Origin of the sequence: Sporosarcina cascadiensis (genome assembly GCF_009650995.1) — a bacterium.
Taxonomy (GTDB): Bacteria; Bacillota; Bacilli; order Bacillales_A; family Planococcaceae; genus Sporosarcina; species Sporosarcina cascadiensis.
The window spans coordinates 1-25094 of record NZ_WHVV01000024.1 but is presented as its reverse complement, the minus strand read 5'-3'; the positions used below and the strand labels follow the sequence as shown (position 1 = coordinate 25094).

The window sequence follows — 25094 nt, the reverse complement described above, 5'->3', positions numbered from 1 at the left end:
GCTTTTCGTGTAGAATAGACATATTATGAGGAGGTGACCAATCATGGCTCCAGGCATTGGAAGTTTGTTAATTATTGCGGTTATCGCATTGCTTATATTTGGTCCTAAGAAGTTACCTGAAATCGGTAAAGCATTCGGTTCTTCATTGCGTGAATTCAAAAACGCAACTAAAGGTCTTGCTGACGACGATGACGACGTAAAGAAGATCGAAGACAAGAAAGAAGAAGTGCGGTAAGTTAGGGTGTTAGTCTGATGGCGGATAAAAACTTAACGATCATTGAACATATAGATGAAGTGCGAAAACGGCTGATGGTAATCGTCGTTTTCTTTATTGTCGGCGTGATTGCCAGTTTCTTCTTCGCGAAGCCGCTCATTACCTTCATACAATATGATACACCGGCGCAACAAGTGGTGTTGAATGCATTCAACGTCATTGATCCGGTCGTGATTTATTTGAAGGTCATGGTTTTCCTCGCGATCATCATTATTTCGCCGGTCATCATGTATCAATTCTGGGCGTTTATCTCACCAGGTCTTCGCGAGCTGGAAAGAAAAATTACACTGTCGTACATTCCTTTCGCTTTCCTCCTGTTTATAGGGGGAGTCAGCTTTTCGTATTTCGTCCTGCTGCCGTATATCATGAAATTCATGATCAATCTGTCTGATCAACTAAATATTGAACAGACCATCGGTATCAACGAATACTTCTCGTTTCTTTTTTCTATTTTATTGCCGTTCGGTTTCGTTTTCCAGCTGCCGATCGTCATCCTGTTCCTGTCCCGTCTGGGAGTGCTGGAACCCAAAACATTGGTGAAGGTGCGGAAATTCGCGTATTTCGGCCTGTTTGTACTGGCTGCCTTCATTACACCTCCTGACATCGTATCGCATCTGTTTGTCACGGTTCCGTTATTTATCCTTTACGAGATCAGCATCGTGATTTCCCGTCTGGGTTATCGGAAGTATGAAAAAGCGGAACGTCTGCGGCTGCTTGAAGAAGCAAAAGCAGAACAGCAGCGTCAGATTGACGAAGTGCTGAACCGTACAGATGAACAATAAATGCCCGTCCTCTTGCATACGCAAGGGGACTTTTTTAATTTGTCATGACAATTGTCAGGGACGGGTTCTTTTGGAAGATAGCCTATGGTAAACTAGCAAAGACAACGAGATTGGGAGGATATGTATTTCAATGAACACGAAAAAGACTCGGCAACGGCTGAGTAAATGGGTATTGGGTGCAATTTTAGTCACGGCGAGTATGTACACTCCTTTTATAGGAGGTCAAGCGGCTGCAGCAGAGCAGTCCTATAAAGGTTTAGAAGCAGGAATCAATCAGGTGATCACAAGCCAGCGCATGCGCGGCACAAAGAGCAGTGTGGTCGTCAGAGAAGCAGATACAAATAAAGTAGTCTATCAATATCGTTCTGATCAGGGCGTGACACCAGCGTCAAATGTTAAAGTTCTGACAGCTGCAACAGCTCTTGAAGTATTAGGAGAGAACTATACGTTCGAGACGGATGTGTTAACAAACGGAACGGTGAAAAACGGCGTGCTGAACGGCCATTTATATTTGCGCGGAACAGGCGATCCGACATTAATGGAACGTGATCTGCAGCGTATGGCAAAAGAACTGCGCCAGTCGGGCATCAAATCCGTCACAGGAAATATTGTGGCGGACGATACATGGTTCGACACAAAGCGTCTTTCTCCCGGAATCTATAAATCTGACGAAACGCATTACTACGCAGCACAGATTTCGGCGCTGACCATCTCGCCGAATGAAGATTATGATTCAGGCACCACCATTGTGGAAGCCAAACCAACGAAAAACGGCAAACCGGCTGCAGTCACACTGACGCCGCATACGAATATCGTCGAAATAGTAAACCGTACACGCACGGTTCCGAAAAACAAGCCCAATACGGTTTCGATGACACGGCAGTACGGAACGAATACGATTGTCGTTTCAGGCAACTTGCCCGTTAATTCGAACGGCAAACGCCAGTGGGTGACGGTTTCGAATCCCAGCGCCTATACTGCGGATGTCTTCATGCGCGCGCTGTCAAAGCAGGGCATCAGCCTGAGCAAGACGGCAAAAGTGTCCCGCAGCAAGACTCCGGCAAATGCTCAGGTGCTAGCCTCGAACCGGTCGATGTCTTTGTATTACTTAATGATGCCATTTATGAAACTCAGCAATAATTCTCATGCCGAAATCCTTGCGAAGTCGATGGGACGCAAAGTATATAACCAAGGCAGCTGGGATGCAGGTATCCGGGTAATGAAGGAAACGATCGAAAAAGAAGGAATCAATACAAAAGGGATCTACTTGGAAGATGCGTCCGGTATGTCGCATAAAAACAAAATTCCATCCGAGAAAATTTCAGAAGTATTATTTGCCGTGCAGTCTAAACCATGGTATCCGGCGTTTGAGCGTTCATTGCCGGTATCCGGTGTAAATGACCGCATGCTTGGCGGGACATTGCGCAACCGTCTGACAAGCCCTCTGGTACGGGGGAAAGTGCTGGCTAAAACTGGTTCGCTGAATCATACAGACGCATTGTCCGGTTATGTGAAAACGAAGAACGGTGAAGATCTCATCTTCAGTATCCTGACAGAAGGCGCGAGAACGACTGCCAGACCGGATATCGATAAGATGGTACAAGTAATGGCGGCACAATAAAAAAACTCTCCTTGCATAAATTTGCAAGGGGAGTTTTTTACATTAGGAATGATATGATACTCTGCTGCATATCCTGCAGCTGCTGCAATTTATCCGCGTTCCATTGAACGACCGTCACAAAACCATTCATCAGGAAGTGCGCGATCATCGGCGTGAGCAAACGCTTTGTTTTGTAATAGACAAACGCAAAGGCGAGTCCAGGCATCAAGTACATGAGCAGATGCTGCAATTCGTTATGCACAGCGGCAAAGACGATCGCACTCGCAATCGCAGCGATCCAGAAGTTTGTCTTCGTGTAGAGGCCTCCGAATAAAATACGCCGGAACACGATTTCTTCAAGGAACGGTGCGAACAGAACCATGGGAAAGATAATAATCGGAGCTGTCTTTGCAATATTCGAAAGCAGTTCCGTATTTTCTGAGCCTGCCGTAACGCCGAACAGCGACTCGATCGCAGCACCCAGAATCTGACCGGCCATTGCCAGGAAAAATCCAAGGATTCCCCAAAGAAGTACTTGACCAAAATGAGCAGGCTTTCCTTTGAATACTGGAATGAATTTTTTATTCTTAATTAAAATGATCACGAAGATAATTGCCGCAATCGTATTGACGATAAACAATGTCCAAGCAAAAGCGTGAGAAATGGCCTCCACCTTTGGCAGCCCCAACTCCGTGAAATACAAGAGGAGTACCGGTGCCAGAAATATACTGCCAATCTGCATAACAACATACGTAATAAAGAGTATTAACGCAACGACCCAGTTTTTCACTGTGCACAACCTTTCATCTATATCTGATGACCATTTTAACGCGAAAAAAGAGGTTTGGCAAAAGAAGAAAATGTCGAACGCTTTTACTTGCAATTTTTATTGGAATTCATTAAGATAAGAGTTGTGTTAGCACTCGCTATTACTGAGTGCTAAGAAAAATAAATAAACCAATATCTCGAGGAGGTTGTTTCATTTGTTGAAACCACTAGGTGACCGTATCGTAATCGAACTAATCGAAGCAGAAGAAAAAACGTCAAGCGGCATTGTCCTGCCAGACTCTGCAAAGGAAAAGCCGCAAGAAGGAAAAGTAATTGCTGTTGGTACAGGCCGTGTTCTTGAGAACGGACAGCGAGTAGAATTGGAAGTAACTGAAGGAGACCGCATCATCTTCTCCAAGTACTCAGGTACTGAAGTGAAATATGAAGGAACAGAATATTTGATTCTGCGTGAAAGCGACATCTTAGCAATTATCGGCTAATAAAACCTTTAAATAAATCAATATAAACTCAGGAGGGAATTATATAAATGGCTAAAGAACTTAAATTCAACGAAGAAGCACGCACGGCAATGCTGCGCGGTGTAGACACATTGGCTGACGCTGTAAAAGTAACACTCGGACCAAAAGGACGCAACGTTGTATTAGAGCGCAAATTCGGATCACCATTGATCACAAATGACGGTGTGACAATCGCGAAAGAAATCGAACTCGAAGATGCATTCGAAAACATGGGAGCGAAGCTTGTAGCTGAAGTCGCTTCCAAAACGAATGAAATTGCAGGGGACGGTACAACAACTGCAACGGTTCTTGCACAGGCAATGATCCGCGAAGGTTTGAAAAACGTGACTGCAGGCGCTAATCCTGTCGGCATCCGTAAAGGAATCGAAAAAGCAGTAGTCACAGCAGTGGAAGGTTTGCAGGGCATTTCGGATGAAATCGAAAGCAAGCAGGAAATCGCACAGGTTGCAGCTATTTCTTCAGGAGATGAAGAAGTAGGTGAGTTGATCGCACAGGCAATGGAGCGTGTCGGCAACGACGGCGTCATCACGATTGAAGAGTCTAAAGGATTCGTTACTGAGCTTGACGTAGTAGAAGGTATGCAATTCGACCGCGGCTATGCATCTGCTTATATGGCAACAGATACAGACAAGATGGAAGCAGTTTTGGACAATCCATATGTCTTGATCACGGACAAGAAAATTGCGAGCATCCAGGAAATTCTTCCAGTGCTTGAGCAAGTCGTTCAGCAAGGAAAACCATTATTGATTATCGCAGAAGATGTAGAAGGCGAAGCGCTTGCTACTCTAGTTGTCAATAAATTACGCGGAACATTCAATGCAGTGGCTGTCAAAGCTCCTGGATTCGGTGACCGACGTAAAGCAATGCTTGAAGATATTGCAGTTCTGACTGGCGGCCAGGTGATCACGGAAGATCTTGGACTGGATCTGAAATCTGCTGACCTGACTTCATTAGGAAGCGCTGCAAAAATCGTTGTAACAAAAGATCATACAACAATCGTTGAAGGAAGCGGCGACACGAATGCAATCGAATCACGTGTAGGCCAAATCCGTTCTCAGCTGGAAGAAACAACTTCTGAATTCGATAAAGAGAAATTGCAGGAGCGTTTAGCAAAACTTGCTGGCGGAGTAGCGGTCATCAAAGTCGGAGCAGCAACTGAAACTGAATTAAAAGAGCGTAAACTTCGTATTGAAGACGCACTGAATTCAACTCGTGCAGCAGTCGAAGAAGGAATTGTATCCGGTGGAGGTACTGCACTGGTGAACGTTTACAAACAAGTAGAAGCATTGCTTGAAGAGACAGAAGGCGACGTAGCAACAGGCATTAAGATCGTCCTTCGTGCACTTGAAGAGCCGGTACGTCAAATCGCTACAAACGCAGGCCTTGAAGGTTCAATCGTAGTAGACCGCCTGAAGCGCGAAGAAGTCGGCATCGGCTTCAATGCAGCAGACGGACAATGGGTCAACATGGTAGAAGCAGGAATCGTAGACCCGACAAAAGTAACTCGTTATGCATTGCAAAACGCAGCATCTGTAGCAGCTATGTTCTTGACTACTGAAGCAGTTGTTGCAGATCTGCCTGAACCAGCTGGAATGGGCGGCGGAATGCCTGATATGGGCGGTATGGGTGGCATGGGCGGCATGATGTAAGCTGTTCTGTCTAAAATAGATTTTACAGCGTCAACCTCTTAACTTGAGGTTGGCGTTTTTAATTTTTAAACGAGATGTCTCTGTAAGGAGCAATTATATAGAAAATGTATACATAAAGCTTTGCTCATGAGAGGAGTGGTATACTAGCAAATAGCTATTTACATGCAGCTGATTAAAAAGATAGTTAGGAGATAAAAGGAATGACATACGCATTAGAAATAAAAGACCTGAAAAAAGTCTATACGGGCGGTGTCCAGGCTTTGCGTGGCATCGATTTGAAAGTGGAAGAAGGAGACTTTTACGCTCTATTGGGTCCTAACGGTGCCGGCAAATCTACGACTATCGGGATTGTGACATCCCTCGTCAATAAGACATCAGGAAAAGTGAATGTCTTCGGCTATGATATGGACACGCACTTAATGCAGGTTAAGCTGCAGATCGGTCTGGTCCCTCAAGAGTTCAACTTTAGTCCTTTTGAGACGGTCCAGCAGATTGTGTTGAACCAGGCGGGTTATTATGGTGTGCCAAGAAAAGAGGCATTGAAGCGCAGTGAAAAGTACTTGAGGCAGTCTGATTTATGGGAGAAAAGAAATGTTCAGGCACAGAAGCTTTCTGGAGGCATGAAACGTCGACTGATGATCTCACGCGCCTTGATGCATGAACCCCGCCTGCTCATTCTGGATGAGCCGACGGCCGGTGTGGACATTGAATTGAGAAGAGAAATGTGGACGTTTCTGAAAGAGTTGAATGAAAACGGCACGACGATTATTCTGACCACACATTACTTGGAAGAAGCGGAGATGTTGTGCCGCAACATTGGTATCATTCAAAAAGGGCAGTTGATTGAAAATACCAGTATGAAATCATTGCTGGCTAAGCTCCAGTTTGAAACTATTATTTTAGATATCGAAACTTCTGGACGGGTGCCGGTAATCAAAGGCTATAAAAGTGAACTCATGGACGAAGGATCGCTTTCTGTGGAAGTGGCGCGTGATCAAGGGATCAACGAAGTATTTAGCCAATTGACAGAACAAGGAATTAAAGTATTGTCTATGCGCAACAAGTCCAATCGATTAGAAGAGTTATTTTTAAAACTTACAGAAGAAACTGCGGTGGGTGATGCACATGTTTAAACTATATTTTACAGCATTAAAAGGCTTATCAGTCAAAGAAACGAACCGCTATCTTAGAATCTGGATCCAAACATTGGTCCCGCCAGTCATTACAACTTCCTTGTACTTTATCATTTTCGGGAATTTGATTGGCAAACGGATTGGCGAGATGGAAGGATTCTCCTACATGGAGTTTATAGTCCCTGGATTGATCATGATGTCAGTCATCACGAGTTCCTACTCAAATGTCTCGTCATCATTTTTTTCACAAAAGTTTCAAAAGAATATTGAAGAACTATTGGTTGCTCCTGTACCGACTCATATCATTATCTGGGGCTTTGTGATTGGAGGAATGGGAAGAAGTATTCTGGTGGGGATACTGGTCACGATTATTTCTCTGTTTTTTGTTCCGCTGCAAGTCTACTCTTGGAGTATTGTCGTCTTGACGCTTTTGATGACGTCTATTTTGTTCTCTTTGGCAGGACTGTTGAACGGTATTTTTGCAAAATCATTTGACGATGTGTCGATTGTTCCTACGTTTATTCTTCAGCCGTTAACCTACTTAGGCGGCGTGTTTTTTGCAATCTCGATGCTGCCTCCGTTTTGGCAGGTTGTATCACAGTTCAACCCGATTGTTTATATGATTTCGGGATTCAGATTCGGCATCCTCGGTGTAGTCGACGTTCCGATTTTATTCTCTGTTCTCATTTCGTTTCTCTTTGTCATATCTCTTTATGCAATCAATTGGTATCTGATTGAAAAAGGCCGTGGGCTGAGAAGTTAACGTTTTTTCTGCTTACTCAACAAAGTCTTAAAAGCAGTGACAAATTCAAACTACCTTAGTGATAGCTGTAGGGGTGTTACCTTAATCAGGGGCTTGGCTCAATACAAGTTCTGCCGAAACATTAATCACAATCATAATGGAAGACTGGTACAAACTGTGTACGTCTCCAACCCTTCATTATGGAGGTATTTTATTCATTAGCGGTATAGTGTAACAATGAAATGATACTACATGAAAAGCTGTGAGAAGACTTTAACAAGAAACCTTGATACGCTAACGTTTAAAATATAATACCCCTTCATAATAACAGCATTCGAATGGGCGGTATGATATAAGCCGGACTTTCTGAAATAGATATGACAGCGTCAACCTCGTAATTTGAGGTTGGCGTTTTTTTGTTTTCAGTGGGGGGCCGTGTGAGTATCAAACACGTATGTTTCTCAGACAGGTAGATGATTATCCAGTCAGCTATAACCTCATGTATTTTCAAGGATTCAGAGGAGTTGCACGGACCTGAACTTATTCTAAAAACAATAGAAAAAGTAACCCCTTGTAAACTATATAAGTTGAATTAAACTTTTTACATCATAGGGAAGCTATGTTCTATCTACTCAGTTGATTGGAGTGCAAGGCGGCGACTCTGGGAGGATCAGCCCGACAGGTGATGACAACTTAGGGGAGCGAAGCGACCAAGTTGGCTCACCGCGGGCCCGCAAGACACGCGTCTGCCTGGAACGGAAATCAACGGTACTAGGTAATTTGTAGAATGCTTATTTATTAATTCATCTTATATAAACACAGGCGGTTACTTTTGCGTATATATAAATCAGATAATGAGCGTTTCACGATTTGCTTCAAAATTTTATTAATCTGCAGGCACCGTCGCAACTTGTTTTGCCGTCTTGCTCTGCAATTTTGGATATCCAATCAGAATGGCAATGATTGCACATCCTCCCATCAGAATCGGATAAAACGAATATGGCATAATAGTGAGTGGCGATATGGAAGCAAGTCCTGCAGCTGCGAGCATCTGGCCGCCATAAGGAAGAATTCCCTGCCAGCTGCTGGAAAATGTATCAAGTAAACTGGCAGACTTTCTTGGATCAATGTCATATTCATCTGCGATGCTTTTCGCCAAAGGGCCTGTAATAATAATCGATATCGTATTATTCGCAGTAGCAAGTGCGACCGCACTAACCAACCCCGCAATTCCAAATTCAGCGCCTTTTTTAGTCTTTAATTTACTTGTGACCGTATATAGAAGATAATCGATTCCGCCGTTATGCCGAATGATTGCTACGAGACCGCCGATTAATAACGCTATGATGGCTAAATCCTCCATGCCTATAACACCTTCACTTACGGTTGCTAAAAAACTTCCGAAACTGTAGGATCCGTCTACTAAACCAATAGCCCCTGCAAAAATCGTGCCTCCAATCAAAACAATTAATACATGTACACCTGCAAGTGCCGCTGCCAAAACAGCGAGATAAGGAAGTACCTTTAATAGGTTATATTGATGTTCAGGTGTAACCAGGGCTGTGTTTCCTCGCGTAATGACGCCGAGAATGATCGATGTCAAAATTGCACCAGGCAATACGATGAAGAAATTCACTTTAAATTTATCCTTCATTTTCGTTTGCTGTGTCCTGACCGCAGCAATTGTCGTATCTGAAATCATTGATAAATTATCTCCGAACATGGCGCCGCCAATGACCGTTGCCAATGCCAATGCTACAGGAATATCCGTTTGACTCGCAATTCCAATTGCAATCGGCGCAAGTGCGACTACTGTTCCCATTGAAGTTCCCATAGAAATAGAAATGAAGCAGCCGATGATAAATAGCCCAACCATTAATAAATTTGCAGGTAATAGGGATAATCCTAGGTTCACTGTAGAGTCTACTGCGCCCATCCCTTTTGCCACAGTTGCAAATGCACCTGCTAATATAAAGATAACAGCCATCAAAATGATATTCGCATGACCCGCACCCTTTGTAAATATCTCAATCTTTTTTTCGAATTTCTCTTTGCGGTTCATTAATAAAGCGAAAGCTGATGCTATAATAAGCGCCACATTCAATGGCATATTCGAAAAATCTTTCGTTAAAACAGCAGCACCAATAAAAAGTGCCACAAAAATAATTAATGGTAAAAGTGCTAAAGCATTTCCTTTCTTCACTTCATTTACGGACATTTCCATCCCCCCAATTCATTTGTTGTACGACTCACTCTTATTCTTCCAAGCTGTTTTAAACTAAAACATGTTTAGATCTAATCTAATTAAAACTTATTAGTTATATCGGAATTAAAGAGTATGATACCTCTCTTCTGGTAGCCTGTCAATACAATAATGCATTTTTCTAAATATTTACGAAATACATTTACAGGACTAGCAGTACTGTGTTAACTTAGTTATCAATTACAGAAAGGATGATAACAATGGCAGTAGTTGAAAGTTTTCTTCTTGATCATACGAAAGTGAGAGCACCTTATGTGCGCTTGGCGGGTACCGAACATCATGAAAAAGGAAGTGTATTGCAGAAGTATGATTTACGCTTTTTGCAGCCGAACCACGATTCAATCCCGACTTCAGCCATACACACACTAGAACATTTATTAGCGACTTATTTGCGTGATGAATTAGAAGGGATTGTCGATATTTCTCCAATGGGCTGCAGAACGGGATTTTATATGATCATATGGGATGAACATGAACCGAAGGATGTGGCGACGGCATTAACGTCAGTACTTAAAAAGGTGATTGAAACAGAACATATCCCAGCTGTTTCTGCATTAGAGTGTGGAAACTATCGAGATCATTCATTATTCGCTGCACAAGAATATGCTAAATTAGTAGTAGAAGCAGGATTAAGCGACGACCCATTCCGTGCATTAACAGCCGAAACAGTGTAGGGGATAATTGATGCTAATATTTTACAAATCGGTACCAAGTACACACGCACTAAAGCGCCAGCTCCTTTACGGGGTTGGCGTTTTTACGTCTGCCGAAATTAAAACGTCTTGTATTTGCGATAGAGCGTAAGTGTCCAAGAACTTTGATACAATATACATAAAGGCGGTATGTTAACAGGTACGTAATAGAAGCATAATATGAAATTTATTATATGGAGAAATTACTAATAAAGGATGGAGTTTCATGCAATTTAAGCTAGACCGTTCATTAAAAAAACCGATGTATAGGCAACTTGCGGATCATATAGAGAATGGGATAATAACGGGAGATTTATCTCGGGATCAGCCATTGCCATCTGAACGTGAGTTAGCAAAAAAGTTACAGATAAATCGGAGTACCGTTGTGACGGCTTACGATGAGTTGGAGGCGATTGGATTAATCGTCAAAAAAAAAGGAAGCGGCACTTATATAAATACAGATATATGGGGACTTACTCATAAAAGAATCCCGAATTGGGGTAAATATGTAGAGGCTGGCTCATTTCTTCCGAATCTTCCGCTGGTACAGAAACTTCGTAATGAAACTGAACAGGAAGGAATGATTAACCTATCAAGCGGGGAACTTGCAGCAGATTTACTGCCTACCATCCAATTCGCCAGGATTCTTAAGGATCAGGCGTTTGATAAGCATTTAGGTTACGATCATCCTTTAGGCGATGCGGGATTACGGGAGACCATTTGTAAACATGTAAATACCTATAAAAATATGGTGGTTGAGCCAAACTCCATACTGATTACATCAGGTGCTCAGCAAGCAATCCACCTAATTGTTCAATGTCTGCTAAAACCAGGTGATACAGTAGCTATTGAAGATCCATCCTATGCATTCTCTTTACCGATCTTTCAATCGTTTGGTATTAAGACGTTATTACTCCCAGTTGATCAATATGGTTTGAATCCTGATGATATAGTAGCTTTGCAAAGAAAACATCGAATTCGTATGCTTTTTTTAAATCCTGATTATCAAAATCCTACTGGCACCAAAATGTCTCTGGAACGTCGAAAGAGAATATTGGAATTATCATCAAAGTACGGTATTCCCATAATAGAAGATGATCCTTATAATTTGACGTCATTCGATGGGTGCATTGGACCCACGTTAAAATCAATGGCCGATAATGAAAATGTTGTATACATTAGTTCTTTATCAAAAGTTGTTGCATCAGGATTACGCATTGGGTGGATTATTGGACCGGAGAAAGTGATTGAGCGCTTATCAGATGGCAAACAGCAAATTGACTTTGGTCATAGTGTTTTTCCTCAATGGATAGCGAATCAATTTCTAGATTCCCCTCAATTTGACAAACATATTTCAAATTTAAGGATTCAACTGAGGGAGCGAAGGGATGCGCTAATTTCCGCCTTGGACAGTTTAACGAAAAATGAGGTTACCTATTTGGTGCCACAAGGCGGAATTCATTTATGGTGTAAAATAAATCATGAAATCGATGAATATAAGTTACTTGAAGAATCTATGAAAAAAGGCGTTTCATTTGTACCTGGAAAAGTAATGGGTTCAACAAATGGATACGTTCGTTTCACTTATGGAAAAAGTAACGTAGCCTCAATACAAGAAGGCATTTCAAGGTTTGTCTATGCGCTGAGAAGTTATGAGATATAACAGTATTTTATTCTTTGACAACCTAATTTAGGGGACGACTATAAATATTTTACCCTCGGTCAAAGAGTCTACAGGGAGATGTATCATTATTATACGGCATGCAGGGAGCTTAGACGGTTCCTGAGACTCTAAAAAAACATGTGCTTTCTCACTAATCCCGAACTGCCCTTCGTTGTTAATAAAATACAAATATAGCGACAAGAGTTATTATAATAGCGACTGGCACTGATAAAACGTAAACCCACAGCAAACCGGAAAAACTTTTTTTACTATCGTAACTTTTATTCCCGGGCATAGTACTGGAATTAGCAACGGATATGGTCAAAATTACTCCGACAACTAAAACGATGACTACGAAAATCATTGAGACAATAAGGGCTAGGTTCATGCCTTCCTCCTTTTAGAAATGAATTTCTTCGTTCTCTACATTATCATTCTATAATATAAACCATTTTTAAAGACCATCCAATTAGGGGGTATTTAACCCAACCACTTTTATATTACAGTGGTTGGTGATAGATTATGAGACCGATAAGAATTATGTGTAAATAAGGGCTCTTCACCAAACCATGTGCTTGCCAACCTGTCACGTGCATGTTGGCAGTGTGTGGATTTACTATGTGCGGGTTTCGTTTCTCGACTTTGCGGGGATTCTAATTGAAATGTGAGTTTGCAGTTTAAAGCCGCTTCGGCGCTGGGGGATTGCCTTACGCTATGAGCCTACTGGGCAAAGACCGCGCCAGTTGTCTCACAGCCACGGCCGACCCCGCAGTTGCGCCTTCGCTGGTGTTGGAGAAAGTACTATGTACTGATTTTTTTACAGAGTATGAATTAGCTTATCTTGTTCTGTATCTCGAGTTTGCAAATGCATCGATCACAAGAATCTAAGCCTTTGCAGAATGATCACCATATGAAAAAAAAGTATATGAGATTATCCTTTATTTTGGATTGAGACGCATTACTGCCTCCAAACCATTATAAAGGATTTTTTTTCCGAAAAAAAGTATGTAACAGGTATTCTGAATCCACTAACGAATGAAATTAATTTAGTGCGAAGCTGATGAATTAAATTAAATGTTAAATCTCTATTGACTATTCAGTTTATTGGGGTTATTATTTCACTTAACACTTGTTAGGTGAACAAAAAAGGATGGTGAAACTATTGACAGAACAACAAATATTGAATGCAGCTCTCTTGCAATATTCAAAACATGGTTATCAAGGTGCGACAATGCGTAAGATTGCTGAGCAAGTTGGAGTCAAAGCTGCTTCTATATATTACTTTTTCGATAATAAAGAAGATTTGTTTTTGAAAGCTTTTCAGCAAATTTTGGATAATCATCATCATGCAATGAATAATGCTTTGGCTAATCATCGTGATGAACCTGTTGATCAAATCTTTATTGCAATGCTTGAAGCGATTGTCGAACATCATTCAGCTGATAAGGTTGAAATGTCTTCGTATATATCTTTGATAACAGCACCTATTCCAGAAATTAAAATACATCTTCAGGAGTATATGTTGAGCTTTAATGAGTGGCTCACTGTTTCTTTGGAAAATTTAGTATTTAAAGATTATCCCCACACAAGTGCTAAGCAGGTTAACAATTTAATCAAGCAATTTGTATTACTTGGCAATGGTTTATTCTGGGGTATTAATTTATATACAAATGATTCCTTGGTTGAGCAGATTGAACTAGCCTCTCAAATCATTATTAGTATGTTTAATGATTTAGGTCATAGTGATACAACTAATTAATATCAAAAGGAGCTGAGAACATTGGAAAATAATACTAATAAAATGGTCCAAGATTATGAACTGCAGCCTGTTCCTATGGATCATCGTAAAGGCTGGGGTAAATTATCAGTTGTTTGGTTAGGTGGAATTGTCGCTCTCTCCGCTACTGCACTAGGTGGGGCTTTAGGTGCAGGGATGTCAATGTCCTCAGCTGTTATTGCAACTTTCATTGGGTGTTTCTTGTTGGCAATTCTGAGCTCTCTTTGCAGTATTGTCGGAGCAAAGACGGGTCTGTCTACCCCGTTGGTTTCTATGTTTGCATTAGGTAGATATGGTTCTTATGCAGTTTCCTCCATTATTGCCATTTCATTATTTGGTTGGTTCGGTGTTCAATTAGATTTGTTTGGTGCTAGTTTACATAGCGTGTTGATGAATGTCTTTCAAATTGACATTAACCAAAAGGTTTTGGTCGTGATAGGTGGAATTTTAATGACGACTACTGCCTTTATTGGCTATAAAGCCATTGAAAAATTAAGCGTTTTTGCAGTTCCTTTATTAGGAATACTCCTAGTTGCGTCTTTGATTAGAGTATTAAAAGGATCTTCATTTTCGGAAGTTATGGCTGCGCCCCTTACCAGTGATCCTATTACGATAGGGGTAGCTATTTCACTAATTATCGGTTCTCTTGCTGCTGGAGCGATTATCGGACCCGATATTTCTCGCTATGCAAAAACACCGAAAGATGCGGTTATATCATCTTTTGTCGGCTTCTTCGGTGGTTTTAGTATCGTCCTGATTATCGCTGCTATCTTAGCAAAAGCCACTTCACAAGTTGATATTGTCGCAATTATGCTTGGTCTTGGATGGGGTACAGCTGCAATGCTCATCCTAATCTTGGCTCAATGGACAACGAATGATAATAATTTATACTCTTCTTCTCTAGGATTTTCTGTAATCTTCAATAATACACCTAAGTATAAACTGACGATTGCAGCAGGCTTTATTGGAACAATGATGGCAGTTGGCGGAATCTATACAAACTTCATTCCATTCTTGTCATTTTTAAGCGCCTTGATACCCCCAATCGGAGGCGTTTATGCAGCAGATTACCTCAGCAATCGAGAAAAATACAGTTTCGCTAATTTAAAGAATCAGCCTACTATCTATCCAGTTAGTATTCTCATATGGGGACTTGCTACACTTGTTGCGTTTACCACGAGCCCGGCACCTAACGGATTTGGATTATTTACTTTAACAGGAGCATCTGGTTTCGATGCATTTCTTGTGGCATTTGTGCTTCAACTAGTAGCCACTAAACTACTTCCAAATTCGAAAACTTCCAATCATGCTATAAAAAAGGAGATTATCAAATGAGGTTAATTGGTAAAGAGGAAATTGAAAATATCGCAATTGGTGCTGCCTTACTTGGAACTGGCGGTGGTGGGGATCCTTACATTGGTAAATTGATGGCTCTTCAAGCCGTAGAAGAATATGGACCAATTCAACTTTTGAATGTGGACGAAGTACCAGATGACGCTTTAATTGTTCCTACAGCCATGATGGGCGCCCCTACTGTGATGGTAGAAAAAATCCCGAATGGTGAAGAAACTGTTCAGGCATTCGAAGCGTTGGAAAGCTATGTAGGTAAAAAGATTTTCGCTACTATGCCTATCGAAGCTGGCGGCGTGAATTCCATGATTCCTTTAGCTTTGGCTGCACGATTAGGTATTCCCGTGGTGGATGTAGATGGAATGGGACGGGCATTTCCCGAACTTCAAATGGTTACCTTCCATTTAGATGGTGTAACTGCCACGCCTATAGTATTAGGAGATGAAAAAGGAAATAGTATTGTATTAAATACAGTAGATAGTGTCTGGGCGGAACGAATTGCACGTTCGGCGACGATGGAGATGGGCGGATCGCTCATGATGGCTATATATCCCATGGATGGTAGGACACTCAAACAATCTGGAATTCCAAATACATTAACATTGGAAGAAAAAATAGGAGAAAAAGTTAGTCAAGCTGTTAAAAACAATGAGGATCCTGTGCAAGAAATATTAGAGCTGACTTCAGGCCATATTTTGTTTAAAGGAAAAGTTGCGGATATCGACCGGAAAACTGAAGGAGGTTTTGCAAAGGGAACTGCCTCTATTCAAGGGCTGTCCGAATATCAAGACCAAGAATGTAAGCTTCATTTCCAAAACGAACATTTACTTGCTGAAGTGAATGAGAAAACGGTTTGTGTGACACCTGACTTAATAGCAGTAATTGACTCTGACACAGGGATACCTATCACTACGGAAGGCTTGAGATATGGGGCTCGCTGCACAGTCATCGGAATGCCTTGTGATCCAAAATGGCGCACAGAAAAAGGTATTGAAGTGACAGGACCTCGTTATTTCGGCTATGATTTCGATTATTGCCCACTTGATGAGTTATTAGCGAAAGGAGAGAACTAATATGAACAGTTATCGTCTGGGTATTGACGTAGGAGGCACTCATACAGATGCAGTTATTTTAGATAATGCCTATCAAGTGATCGCTGAAGTGAAAACGACCACAACTACAGATGTAAGTGAGGGTATTTACAAAGCAATGAAAGAAGTTGTAGCAGCGTCGGGTGTATTAGCAAGTGAAATTGATTTCGCAATGCTCGGTACTACACATTGCACAAATGCAATCGTTGAAAGAAGACGACTCAATAAAATTGCCATCATTCGAATTGGAGCTCCTGCTACCTTGGCTATTAAGCCGCTGACCGGTGTTCCGGACGATTTGAAGAATATTATAGGTAAGCATATTCATATTGTACGCGGCGGCCATGAATTTGATGGTCGGGAAATTGTTCCTTTAGATGAATCGCATATTTATGAAATTGCAAAAGAAATTAAGGGACAGGCAGACTCTGTAGCCGTTACATCGGTCTTCTCTCCTGTCTCAACTGCGCATGAGATAAGAACTGCGGAAATTCTTGAGGAAGTACTCGGCACAGAGATACCCATTTCTCTCTCTCATGAAATTGGAAGTGTGGGCTTGCTGGAAAGAGAAAATGCAACAATCCTGAATGCTTCCATTGTAGAAGTTGCTCGTTCAACAGCTGATGGTTTTGTGAAAGCACTCAAGAAAGAAGGCATTCACGCTAAAGTCTTCTTCGGACAAAATGATGGAACACTGATGTCGGTAGAGTATACAGTGAAATACCCGATTTTAACGATTGCTTGCGGTCCAACAAACAGTTTGAGAGGCGCTGCCTATTTGTCGGATTATCCAGATGCATTAGTAGTCGATGTCGGTGGAACAACAACTGACGTCGGAGTATTGATCGACTCTTTTCCTCGTCAATCTTCATTAGCAGTTGAAATTGGCGGCGTCCGTACGAATTTCCGTATGCCGGATATTGCTTCTATTGGATTGGGTGGCGGCACAATTGTTGAACTACATGAAGATGGCAGCTTTTCAATTGGGCCTGAAAGTGTCGGATACTTACTTTCGGAAAAAGGAATTGTATTCGGTGGCAATACCTTGACGACGACAGATGTTGCAGTCGCAGTGGGGGTTGCCAATATTGGTAATCGTGAGTTACTTGCTCATCTTGATCTATCCGTGCTCAAAAAAGTATATGCCCGCATGATAGAAATGGCAGAAGCAACTATCGATAAAATGAAGACAAGTGCAGATCCAGTTCCTGTTATCTTAGTAGGCGGTGGAAGCATCTTATTCCCTGCACAATTACAAGGAGCTTCTGAAGTTATCAAACCTAAGAATTCAGGGGTAGCAAACGCCATCGGCTCTGCTATTTCACAAGTAAGCGGACAAATTGAAAAGATTTTCAAAACGGATGAACTGGGACGTGAGCAAACGGTGGCACTGGCTAAAGAGCTGGCTTGCCAGGAAGCTGTGGATGCGGGTGCAGATCCAGGTAAGCTTGTTATTGTAGACATAGATGAAGTCCCCCTTTCTTACTTACCCGGTAATGCAACCAAGATTCGCGTCAAGGCGGCTGGGGAGTTGTTAGACAATAAATTAGTTTCAAATTCATAAATAAAAATCTAGTCAAATAATTATATGAATACCTTTCTACAGAAAGAAAACCACCCCAAAGCCGTCTCAGGCAAACGGGTGGTTTTCGTGATGGACATTGTAATGTAATTAATGAAGACACAGCTAATATCAAAGGTAAATATAACTGTCTTTTGACTGCATTGCTGATATACGGCAATTCCAAAAGGAAGTGTTGTTAGTTAATAATCGAGAGGCGGTTATTTTTTTGCTCTTAAAATTCATATGCCAGTAGGTTTGAAGCAGTAACAAGTGGCTTGTAATTCATAAAGAAAACACGTGCGCATACAATAAGAGCGAAGGAATAGGGGGAAGGTCACTGAAAGCCTGTATGGTTGGTTGCGAAGCTTAGACGGTTGTGCCGCTAAACTAATGTCTCAAACATTAGCGAATTTCTGTTTGAAAAACCATGCTTTTCAAAGCTTCTTCAATGGCTTTTTTCAGTGATCTCAAAAGAACAGGAAGGGGAATATTGTTGAAAAGTTTACATGAGGAAACAACATTTGAACTGCGGTTTTGGCTGCAAATATTAGGTGATCATGGACGTTTCATTCATGACTCATTAGCTCCAAGTGAAGTAGAAAACATTAAGGCGGCAAGTAAATTTATAAAGTTATTTGATTATCTGCTTGCATCGGCGAGACAAAATTTGGATAAGTCGTCGCTTCTGACTTTAGTCAGAGAAGCCAAAGAAGGCAGTGAGGAAATTCGTGAGTTTAAATTATTATTGATAGAACAACACCTAGTCGGAGAAATAAAAATCAGTTTATCTCCTTCCTTTATTAATCATATGGTCAATGAAGTGGAAGAAGCCATACGCATCTTTTCTTATTTAGAAAAAGGCGAGAATACACCGGCTGTGCATCCGCTGCATCATGACTTGCTGTGGTTATTGGATGCGGCAGGACATGCAGGTGCAATTGATTCAAATTTAGACAGAGTGGAAGCGCAGCTCAAAAAGAAAAGTCATAAATTCACAAAAGAATGGGAAGCCTTTTATTTAAAAGCTATAGAAATGGCTGGTTTTTTACGTACGAATATAATGAAGTTTCCCGCATTGAATAAGTTCCACAATGATATAAACTTAGAAATGACTATATTCAAGATGTTCTTAAAGGAATTAGAAGAGATGGAGTTAAAGAAAGAAACATTAGGAACACTGACTCCCTTAATGGCAGACCATATGGCACGTGAAGAGACTTATTATTTGATGAAATTATCCAAGTCGACAGATATTCCTCCGCAGAAGGATGATCCTACGAAACCACGAATCAAATCATAAATGCAGAAAATTTCTATTTCGAGTATCAATCAGTAGATTGCCCGCATAGGAAAGAAATCAAATTATCCGATACAATCTGGAAAGTTCATTTTTCGTTGAAGCGAGAAATAGGCGGGAGTGTGAAAAGCGGCCTGGCGGAAATTGGAGCAACGAATACGCAGCACAAGCTGCTGTGTGAAGTATGCGGCGAAAAACGCTGGTTTGCCCAGATGAATCCAATGAAGGAAAGATCGCAGCTGGTATTCGTCATCGAGAAATACTTGGTGGTTGCTTTATTGGGGCTGGTTGTTCTGGCAAATATTTTCGTAAGGCTGGGTATATGGTCATGATAAGACGGCGTCCTTCCTCATTGGCGGGACGTTTTTTTATATTCACTTCAGACCAATATAGGATGGCGGCAAGATTGATGTATGAATGAGAGGGGAAGCTGGATCGTCATGCCTGAAATGATGGACCATTTGATTTCACTGACCATACTCACACAGCGGAGAGAAAAGTGGAATAATGTCATAGCTGTATGAAGAGAAAGGCATATATGTCATATCGGGCACAGGTGAGTTATAGCCTGAATTGCTGAAGTTTATTGATGTACGAGCATCTATGCGGTAAGCTAAGAGGTATTTAGAATATATTGGTTGAAATGCTCGAAGATTGTCAGTACGCAGGATTATTGTGTTACTTTTCATTTTCCGTTTTATTGGGTTTCTTTTGTAGTAACCATAAGATAAATGAAAAAAATAAAGCAAAAGAAATTCTGAGCGTTATATTCAACAGAACACTATTGCTTGAGAAAAAGTCACCGATCAAAACAAAGGTCAATGAGAAACCAATTATGAGAATAATGGAATATCGAAACATCATGTTCACCTCCTGAAACTTCGACACAACGATAACATAAAGTTTCAGCATTACATAATAAGAGATTCATTGGAAAGGCAGGCGGTTAAAAATGAACGCAGCAAAAATTTCTCATGAAAAAGATCAAATCATCAGGACAGTCCGGCAATTCTTCGAGGCGACACTCGCTCGGGAAAAGATCGGGATGAACCGGTTTGAAGGCCAGAAGAGGTTTTCGGAGAAAAAAGCGGATGGGCTGATCACGAAGTATCCCAAGTTGAAATATGTAAAATTTATTTTCACCGGCTTTTTTGGGCTGCATAAGTATGTGAAACTTGCACTGCTTCTGCCGCTGCTCGCAGTCGTGCTGATGCTATTTACCGGCAGCACGTCAGGCGCAATACTGACATTACTCAACTACTTGTTCTGGGTTGCCGCAGGGCTGGCAATTTACGGCGGCATGATCTCTTTATATTCAGGCACCCTTTCATTTTTAAGTTCCAACAATGAAGTGGAAACCTATAAATCGAATGTAGTCGATGTCTACAACCGCTTTGTGGAATTGTACATGGAAAATTGGCAGGACTTCGATTTTTACTGGATCGCTCAAATCAATAAGACTAATTGTGAGTTCCGTTTTCAATTGAATGACGAGAACCGGACATGGGATCCTGCCCATATACAAGAATACCTGCAGATAAAGTTCAACAGAAAAATCAGCATGAAAAGTATCACACCCAATGAGATTAGTTTCAGCGTGGTGTTTGTCGAAAAAAAGATAGCCTCCAAGAAGCAGGCTGAGGATAACATCAGACGGCTGGATGAAAAACGGGCAAATCACGAATGGTCACTGATCGAAGAACAGGCTGATCCGGCATTTGACCTTGACGAGTTGGACGAGGTGCAGGGCGTAACGGCAGCTGCAGCAGACGCTCTTTCCGATAGTGACGGACTATCCGAATCCGACTATATTTCCGATGATCCCAACGGGGAAACCGTTGACCTTCTGGATTATGAGCAGCTTGGAGAAGTCGAAAAGAAGCTGGAAGCGATTGTTGGTCTGCAGTCCGTGAAAGATAAAATGGCGCAAATTAAAACAAATCGTCTGATCCAGCAGGAAAGAGTCGATGCCGGGCAGATGTCGGAATTTCATTCGCAGCATATGCTGTTTACAGGAAATCCGGGCACCGGGAAAACGATGATGGCCAGGCTTGTGGCGGAAATGCTGCATGCGCTAGATGTGGTGCCAATGGGACATTTAGTGGAAGTCACACGCAAAGATCTGGTCGGCGAATACATCGGTCATACTGCAGTCAAAACACAGGAAGTGATAGACCAGGCGTGGGGCGGCATTTTGTTTATCGATGAAGCGTACTCTCTTGCGCGCGGCGGGGAAACTGATTTCGGGCTGGAAGCGATCGATGTGCTGGTTAAAGCGATGGATGAAAATAAGGACAGCCTGGTCGTCATCCTGGCAGGCTACACTGATGAAATGGAAGATTTTCTGAATAAAAACAGCGGCTTGCGATCACGGATTTCAACGACTGTGGAATTTGCTGATTATACGGCGGATGAGTTACTGGAAATTGCGCTGAGAAAATTCGCAAGCAACCGCATCGAACTGGATGACAACAGTAAAGCGAAGCTCTATGACCTGATTCAGAGCCAATCGATTGTCGGCCGGAATGACGACGGCAATGGCCGTCTTATAGATAAGATTGTGCAGGAAGTGATGAGCAATCAGGCTGTACGCTTATCCGCTGCAACACTGAATAATGAACGGATCAAAGGAGATATTTATCAAATCCTGCCCGCAGATATCATGGGCGGGGTGGAGCAGGAAGCGTTCGATCTGGATACAGAACTTTCCAAAATTATCGGCAATGAAGAAGTGAAGAGATATATTAAGGACCTGGAAGCGCAGGTGAAAGTGAACAAGCAGCGGAAAGAACTGAATTTGCCTGCCGCATCAGCGCCTTCTCTGCATATGGTGTTCAAAGGAAATCCAGGTACCGGCAAGACGACGTTCGCCCGAATTATTGCAGATCTTTACCGGAGTATGGGGCTATTAAAGAAAGGAAATCTGGTGGAAGTGGACCGCAGCGACTTAGTGGGAGCTTATATCGGTCATACCGAACAGCAGACGAAGAAAATGATTGAAAAAGCGCTGGGCGGTATTCTTTTCATTGATGAAGCCTATTCATTGGCACGCGGTTCGGAAAATGACTTCGGAAAAGAAGCGATTGATGTGTTGCTGAAGGCGATGGAAGATTACCGGGATAATCTGGTCGTCATCGTGGCGGGCTATGAAAACGAGATGGAGACCTTCTTAAATTCTAATCCTGGTCTGCGTTCGCGGTTCTCAAATACGATTACATTCCATGATTATACAGTGGAAGAAATGTATCAAATCCTAGTGAAAATTGCTGAAGGCGCAGGTTTCAGATTGAATAACGGCTGCAGGCCGGTGCTCGAAGAAATTTTCGCAGAAGAACTCCGCAGCGGACATTCCGGTAATGGAAGATTTGCCAGAACACTGTTTGAAAAGGCCACGCTGAATATGTCGAACCGGCTGGCTGCCTATGACAAACTGACCGAAGAAGAATTGCTGACCTTCCTTCCTGTGGATTTCACTCGGGGGACTGCTGTAAAAGCATAAAGACATTCTTAAAGACGTACCTGTGCAGCAAACTATTGTGTTTGTTTAAACATTCACGATTGTTCAAACAAACATGAATGTTTTACGCACAGGCACCCAAAAAGACCCGCGAGGAACACACGAAAGTGCGTCCGCTGCGGGTCTTTATTTGTTCAGCCTTTCGATTTCCTCTGCTGCTATAAACGCCAGATCATCATTCCCGAATAGTTGAAGAACATCCAGCATCGTTTCATTGTCTATGTGCAGCTCTTCGAAACCATCGTCTTCTTCCATCACTTTCGCCAGCGCAGCATTTTTCACCTGATCAGGATAGGCTTTGCGATACAGCGCCTGCGGATCCAGATTATGATTGGCGCACCATTGTACAAATAGACGGATCATCAGGTTCTCGTCATCTTTGTATTTCTGTATAATCTGCTCGTTCAGATCTTTGAATTCCATTGTGGATACCTCCGATAATAACTTTCCTTTAATTATAGAGGAAGGAAGGTGTGTTGGGAATCAGCAGCTATTGTGATGGCTCTTTAATACTGGTAGGATGTGGGGAGAATAGAATTCGGGTGCCTGTGCATGGAACAATTGCGTTTGTTTAAACATTCATGATTAATTAAACAAACGTAATATTCATGAATGTTTCGTGCACAGGCACGTATTTTAGAAAGGGTGACCCGGATGCCAATAAACCAAATTATCCACCTGACGCCATTTGCCAACATCCAGGAAGACATAGAGGACCTCATACCGCTATCCATCGCGATCGGTCCCAGCCAGGACTTGCTCATTCTCCTTACAGAACAACGGCCGCCGCTGATTGAAGGCAGATTTCACCCCACATATACAGAGGAGCATTATTCCTATAAAGTCCTCCATCTTAAAGACGGCAGGAAGAAGATATTGAATCTGCCTGATGAGCAATGGAATTATCATTTGGTACAGTCTTTCGATGATGATCATGTGATGCTGGTCTGTGCCCGTTCCATGTATCATGATGCAGAACATATCGATAAAAATGCACGTATCTATGACTGGGAGGGACGGTTTATCCGTTCGTTCTGTTTGGGAGACGGCATTGATCATGTGTATACGACAGAAGATCATCATATTTGGACAGGTTATTTTGATGAAGGTGTGTACGGTAATTACGGCTGGAAGAATCCAATCGGCAGATCAGGTCTGGTCGGCTGGGATTATGACGGCCGCATTATTGACAATGGAAGCGACCGGCAGCTTATAGGAGAGTGTCTGGCGCTGAATACGGCGGCAAATGATCAGGTCTGGTATTTCGTCGGCGAGCGTGCACAGATCGGTTTACTGCATAATGAAACAGAATCGGTTTTCTCTACTGACGCGTTTGGTTTCCAGACGTTTGCGGTGAAGAACGACAAGATGATGGTGCACCGGCAGTATTTCGATAACCATCAGTTCTTTGAGCTGGCAAGGGAAGGCAGCGGGTTCAACATTATTCACGAGATAGATTTCCGCAAGCCCGATGGCAGTTCTTTACGGCCGCATCTGACATCCAACAGAGCGGATAAGATGCTGTTATTAGACGGCGGTGAACTGTACTTGTATGAAATGAATTGAACTACTCCCACTTATCGACATTGCGGTCTGATTGAAGATGGGAAATTCTTGGGAACAAAGCATACTTGCCAGCGTATTTCTTTACTCGCAGAGGTTTCTTTTATTTACCAAGCTACTCCGTAGTTCCTACGGTTTTATTGTGTAGTTAGGCTAAGGAATGTAATCGAAGCCCTTCGCTTAGGATATTCAGACTGGCGTTGATATCTCTATCGTGAGGTGTTTGGCAATTAGAGCAAACCCATTTCCTAATGTCTAGTGACTTTTTGCCATCATTGTGACTGCAAGTGGAGCATAATTGACTAGATGGAAACCATGTGTCTATTTCAACTAGTAATTTTCCATACCAATCTGCTTTATATTTTAATTTCGTCACAAAGCTGGACCAGGACACATCAGAGATCCTTTTAGCTAGTTTATGATTACGTAACATTCCCTTGACATTCAAGTCTTCGATACAGATCATATCGTGGTTTTTGATGAGTTCTGTAGTTAACTTATTAAGGAAGTCGTCACGCTGGTTCATTACTTTTTCATGTAATCTGGCAACCTTACGCTTTTGTTTTTGGTAGTTTCTTGCTTCAAATAGGTGGATGCCTTTATTTTTTGCTAACAAGGCACGTTTTGAAAGTTTCCGTTGTTCCCTTTTTAGTTTCTTCTCCATTTGAGATGTGAACTTATTGTTGTCAATCTTACGGCCATCAGAAAGAATGGCGAAATCAACGATGCCGAGGTCTATACCGATAGATGATGCTGTTTTCTCCAACTGCTGTACTTCTGTTTCTACTAGAATAGATACAAAGTATTTGCCACTTGGATTTCGTCTGACG

The 25094-nt window shown here is 42.0% G+C and carries 21 protein-coding genes; 17 read left to right on the top strand and 4 right to left on the bottom strand.

Features of this window, described 5'->3' with window-relative positions; all coding sequences use genetic code 11:
- Positions 1 to 43 precede the first annotated feature (43 nt).
- The 3 genes from GDZ68_RS16920 (at position 44) to dacB (ending at position 2677) form a co-directional block, all read left to right on the top strand.
- A complete protein-coding gene (locus tag GDZ68_RS16920) occupies positions 44 to 235 on the top strand; it encodes a twin-arginine translocase TatA/TatE family subunit (protein ID WP_153723497.1) in 192 nt (63 codons plus the stop codon).
- Positions 236 to 252: 17 nt separating this feature from the next.
- Entirely contained in the window at positions 253 to 1056 is an 804-nt protein-coding gene (tatC, locus tag GDZ68_RS16915) for a twin-arginine translocase subunit TatC (RefSeq protein WP_153723496.1), read from the top strand.
- A gap of 130 nt (positions 1057 to 1186) precedes the next feature.
- A complete protein-coding gene (gene dacB / locus GDZ68_RS16910; RefSeq protein ID WP_153723495.1) occupies positions 1187 to 2677 on the top strand; it encodes a D-alanyl-D-alanine carboxypeptidase/D-alanyl-D-alanine endopeptidase in 1491 nt (496 codons plus the stop codon).
- 37 nt (positions 2678 to 2714) lie between these two features.
- Here the strand turns inward: dacB and GDZ68_RS16905 are convergent, their stop codons facing one another.
- The gene (locus tag GDZ68_RS16905; RefSeq protein ID WP_153723494.1) at positions 2715 to 3446 is read right to left on the bottom strand and encodes a CPBP family intramembrane glutamic endopeptidase; all 732 of its coding nucleotides are present in this window, start codon (positions 3444 to 3446) and stop codon (positions 2715 to 2717) included.
- A gap of 193 nt (positions 3447 to 3639) precedes the next feature.
- Here GDZ68_RS16905 and groES point away from each other — a divergent pair, with 193 nt between their 5' ends.
- The 4 genes from groES to GDZ68_RS16885 all read left to right on the top strand — a co-directional run bounded on the left by groES (position 3640) and on the right by GDZ68_RS16885 (position 7508).
- Positions 3640 to 3924, top strand: a complete 285-nt coding sequence (gene groES / locus GDZ68_RS16900; protein WP_153723493.1) for a co-chaperone GroES — start codon at positions 3640 to 3642, stop codon at positions 3922 to 3924.
- A 47-nt stretch (positions 3925 to 3971) separates the two neighbouring features.
- Entirely contained in the window at positions 3972 to 5612 is a 1641-nt protein-coding gene (gene groL / locus GDZ68_RS16895) for a chaperonin GroEL (RefSeq protein WP_153723492.1), read from the top strand.
- A gap of 200 nt (positions 5613 to 5812) precedes the next feature.
- Entirely contained in the window at positions 5813 to 6745 is a 933-nt protein-coding gene (locus GDZ68_RS16890) for an ABC transporter ATP-binding protein (RefSeq protein WP_153723491.1), read from the top strand.
- The gene (locus tag GDZ68_RS16885) at positions 6738 to 7508 is read left to right on the top strand and encodes an ABC transporter permease (protein WP_153723490.1); all 771 of its coding nucleotides are present in this window, start codon (positions 6738 to 6740) and stop codon (positions 7506 to 7508) included. The genes GDZ68_RS16890 and GDZ68_RS16885 overlap by 8 nt, the downstream gene beginning before the upstream one ends.
- Positions 7509 to 8373: 865 nt before the next feature.
- On the opposite strand, the gene GDZ68_RS16880 is transcribed toward GDZ68_RS16885, so the two are convergent.
- The gene (locus GDZ68_RS16880; RefSeq protein WP_153723489.1) at positions 8374 to 9705 is read right to left on the bottom strand and encodes a Na+/H+ antiporter NhaC family protein; all 1332 of its coding nucleotides are present in this window, start codon (positions 9703 to 9705) and stop codon (positions 8374 to 8376) included.
- 245 nt (positions 9706 to 9950) lie between these two features.
- Between GDZ68_RS16880 and GDZ68_RS16875 the strand changes: the two genes are divergently transcribed.
- From GDZ68_RS16875 to GDZ68_RS16835, 9 genes are all read left to right on the top strand, one after another.
- Positions 9951 to 10424, top strand: a complete 474-nt coding sequence (locus GDZ68_RS16875; RefSeq protein WP_153723488.1) for an S-ribosylhomocysteine lyase — start codon at positions 9951 to 9953, stop codon at positions 10422 to 10424.
- Positions 10425 to 10668: 244 nt separating this feature from the next.
- Positions 10669 to 12105 (top strand): MocR-like pyridoxine biosynthesis transcription factor PdxR, encoded by a 1437-nt coding sequence (pdxR, locus tag GDZ68_RS16870; RefSeq protein WP_153723487.1) that lies wholly within the window; start codon positions 10669 to 10671, stop codon positions 12103 to 12105.
- A gap of 1162 nt (positions 12106 to 13267) precedes the next feature.
- Positions 13268 to 13864, top strand: coding sequence for a TetR/AcrR family transcriptional regulator (locus GDZ68_RS16865; RefSeq protein ID WP_194841217.1), 597 nt, complete (start codon positions 13268 to 13270; stop codon positions 13862 to 13864).
- A gap of 21 nt (positions 13865 to 13885) precedes the next feature.
- Positions 13886 to 15217: a purine-cytosine permease family protein gene (locus GDZ68_RS16860; protein ID WP_228551148.1), complete on the top strand. Its 1332-nt coding sequence runs from the start codon at positions 13886 to 13888 to the stop codon at positions 15215 to 15217.
- On the top strand, positions 15214 to 16305 hold the full coding sequence (locus tag GDZ68_RS16855; RefSeq protein ID WP_153723485.1) for a DUF917 domain-containing protein: 1092 nt from the start codon (positions 15214 to 15216) through the stop codon (positions 16303 to 16305). Before GDZ68_RS16860 ends, GDZ68_RS16855 begins: the two co-directional genes overlap by 4 nt.
- 1 nt (position 16306) lies before the next feature.
- A complete protein-coding gene (locus GDZ68_RS16850; protein WP_153723484.1) occupies positions 16307 to 17887 on the top strand; it encodes a hydantoinase/oxoprolinase N-terminal domain-containing protein in 1581 nt (526 codons plus the stop codon).
- 490 nt (positions 17888 to 18377) lie between these two features.
- On the top strand, positions 18378 to 19187 hold the full coding sequence (locus GDZ68_RS16845) for a DUF2935 domain-containing protein (protein WP_228551147.1): 810 nt from the start codon (positions 18378 to 18380) through the stop codon (positions 19185 to 19187).
- A 95-nt stretch (positions 19188 to 19282) separates the two neighbouring features.
- Positions 19283 to 19516 carry a hypothetical protein gene (locus GDZ68_RS16840; protein WP_153723482.1) on the top strand — a complete coding sequence of 78 codons (234 nt, stop codon included), beginning with the start codon at positions 19283 to 19285 and terminating at the stop codon, positions 19514 to 19516.
- A gap of 620 nt (positions 19517 to 20136) precedes the next feature.
- Positions 20137 to 22683, top strand: a complete 2547-nt coding sequence (locus GDZ68_RS16835; RefSeq protein ID WP_153723481.1) for an AAA family ATPase — start codon at positions 20137 to 20139, stop codon at positions 22681 to 22683.
- 144 nt (positions 22684 to 22827) lie between these two features.
- Here the strand turns inward: GDZ68_RS16835 and GDZ68_RS16830 are convergent, their stop codons facing one another.
- Positions 22828 to 23124, bottom strand: a complete 297-nt coding sequence (locus GDZ68_RS16830; RefSeq protein WP_153723480.1) for a hypothetical protein — start codon at positions 23122 to 23124, stop codon at positions 22828 to 22830.
- Positions 23125 to 23355: 231 nt separating this feature from the next.
- On the opposite strand from GDZ68_RS16830, the gene GDZ68_RS16825 reads away from it, so the two are divergent.
- Positions 23356 to 24267, top strand: coding sequence for a hypothetical protein (locus GDZ68_RS16825; RefSeq protein WP_153723479.1), 912 nt, complete (start codon positions 23356 to 23358; stop codon positions 24265 to 24267).
- A 145-nt stretch (positions 24268 to 24412) separates the two neighbouring features.
- Here GDZ68_RS16825 and GDZ68_RS16820 read toward each other — a convergent pair.
- On the bottom strand, positions 24413 to 25094 hold a 682-nt coding region (locus GDZ68_RS16820), incomplete at its 5' end, for an RNA-guided endonuclease TnpB family protein (protein ID WP_153723478.1).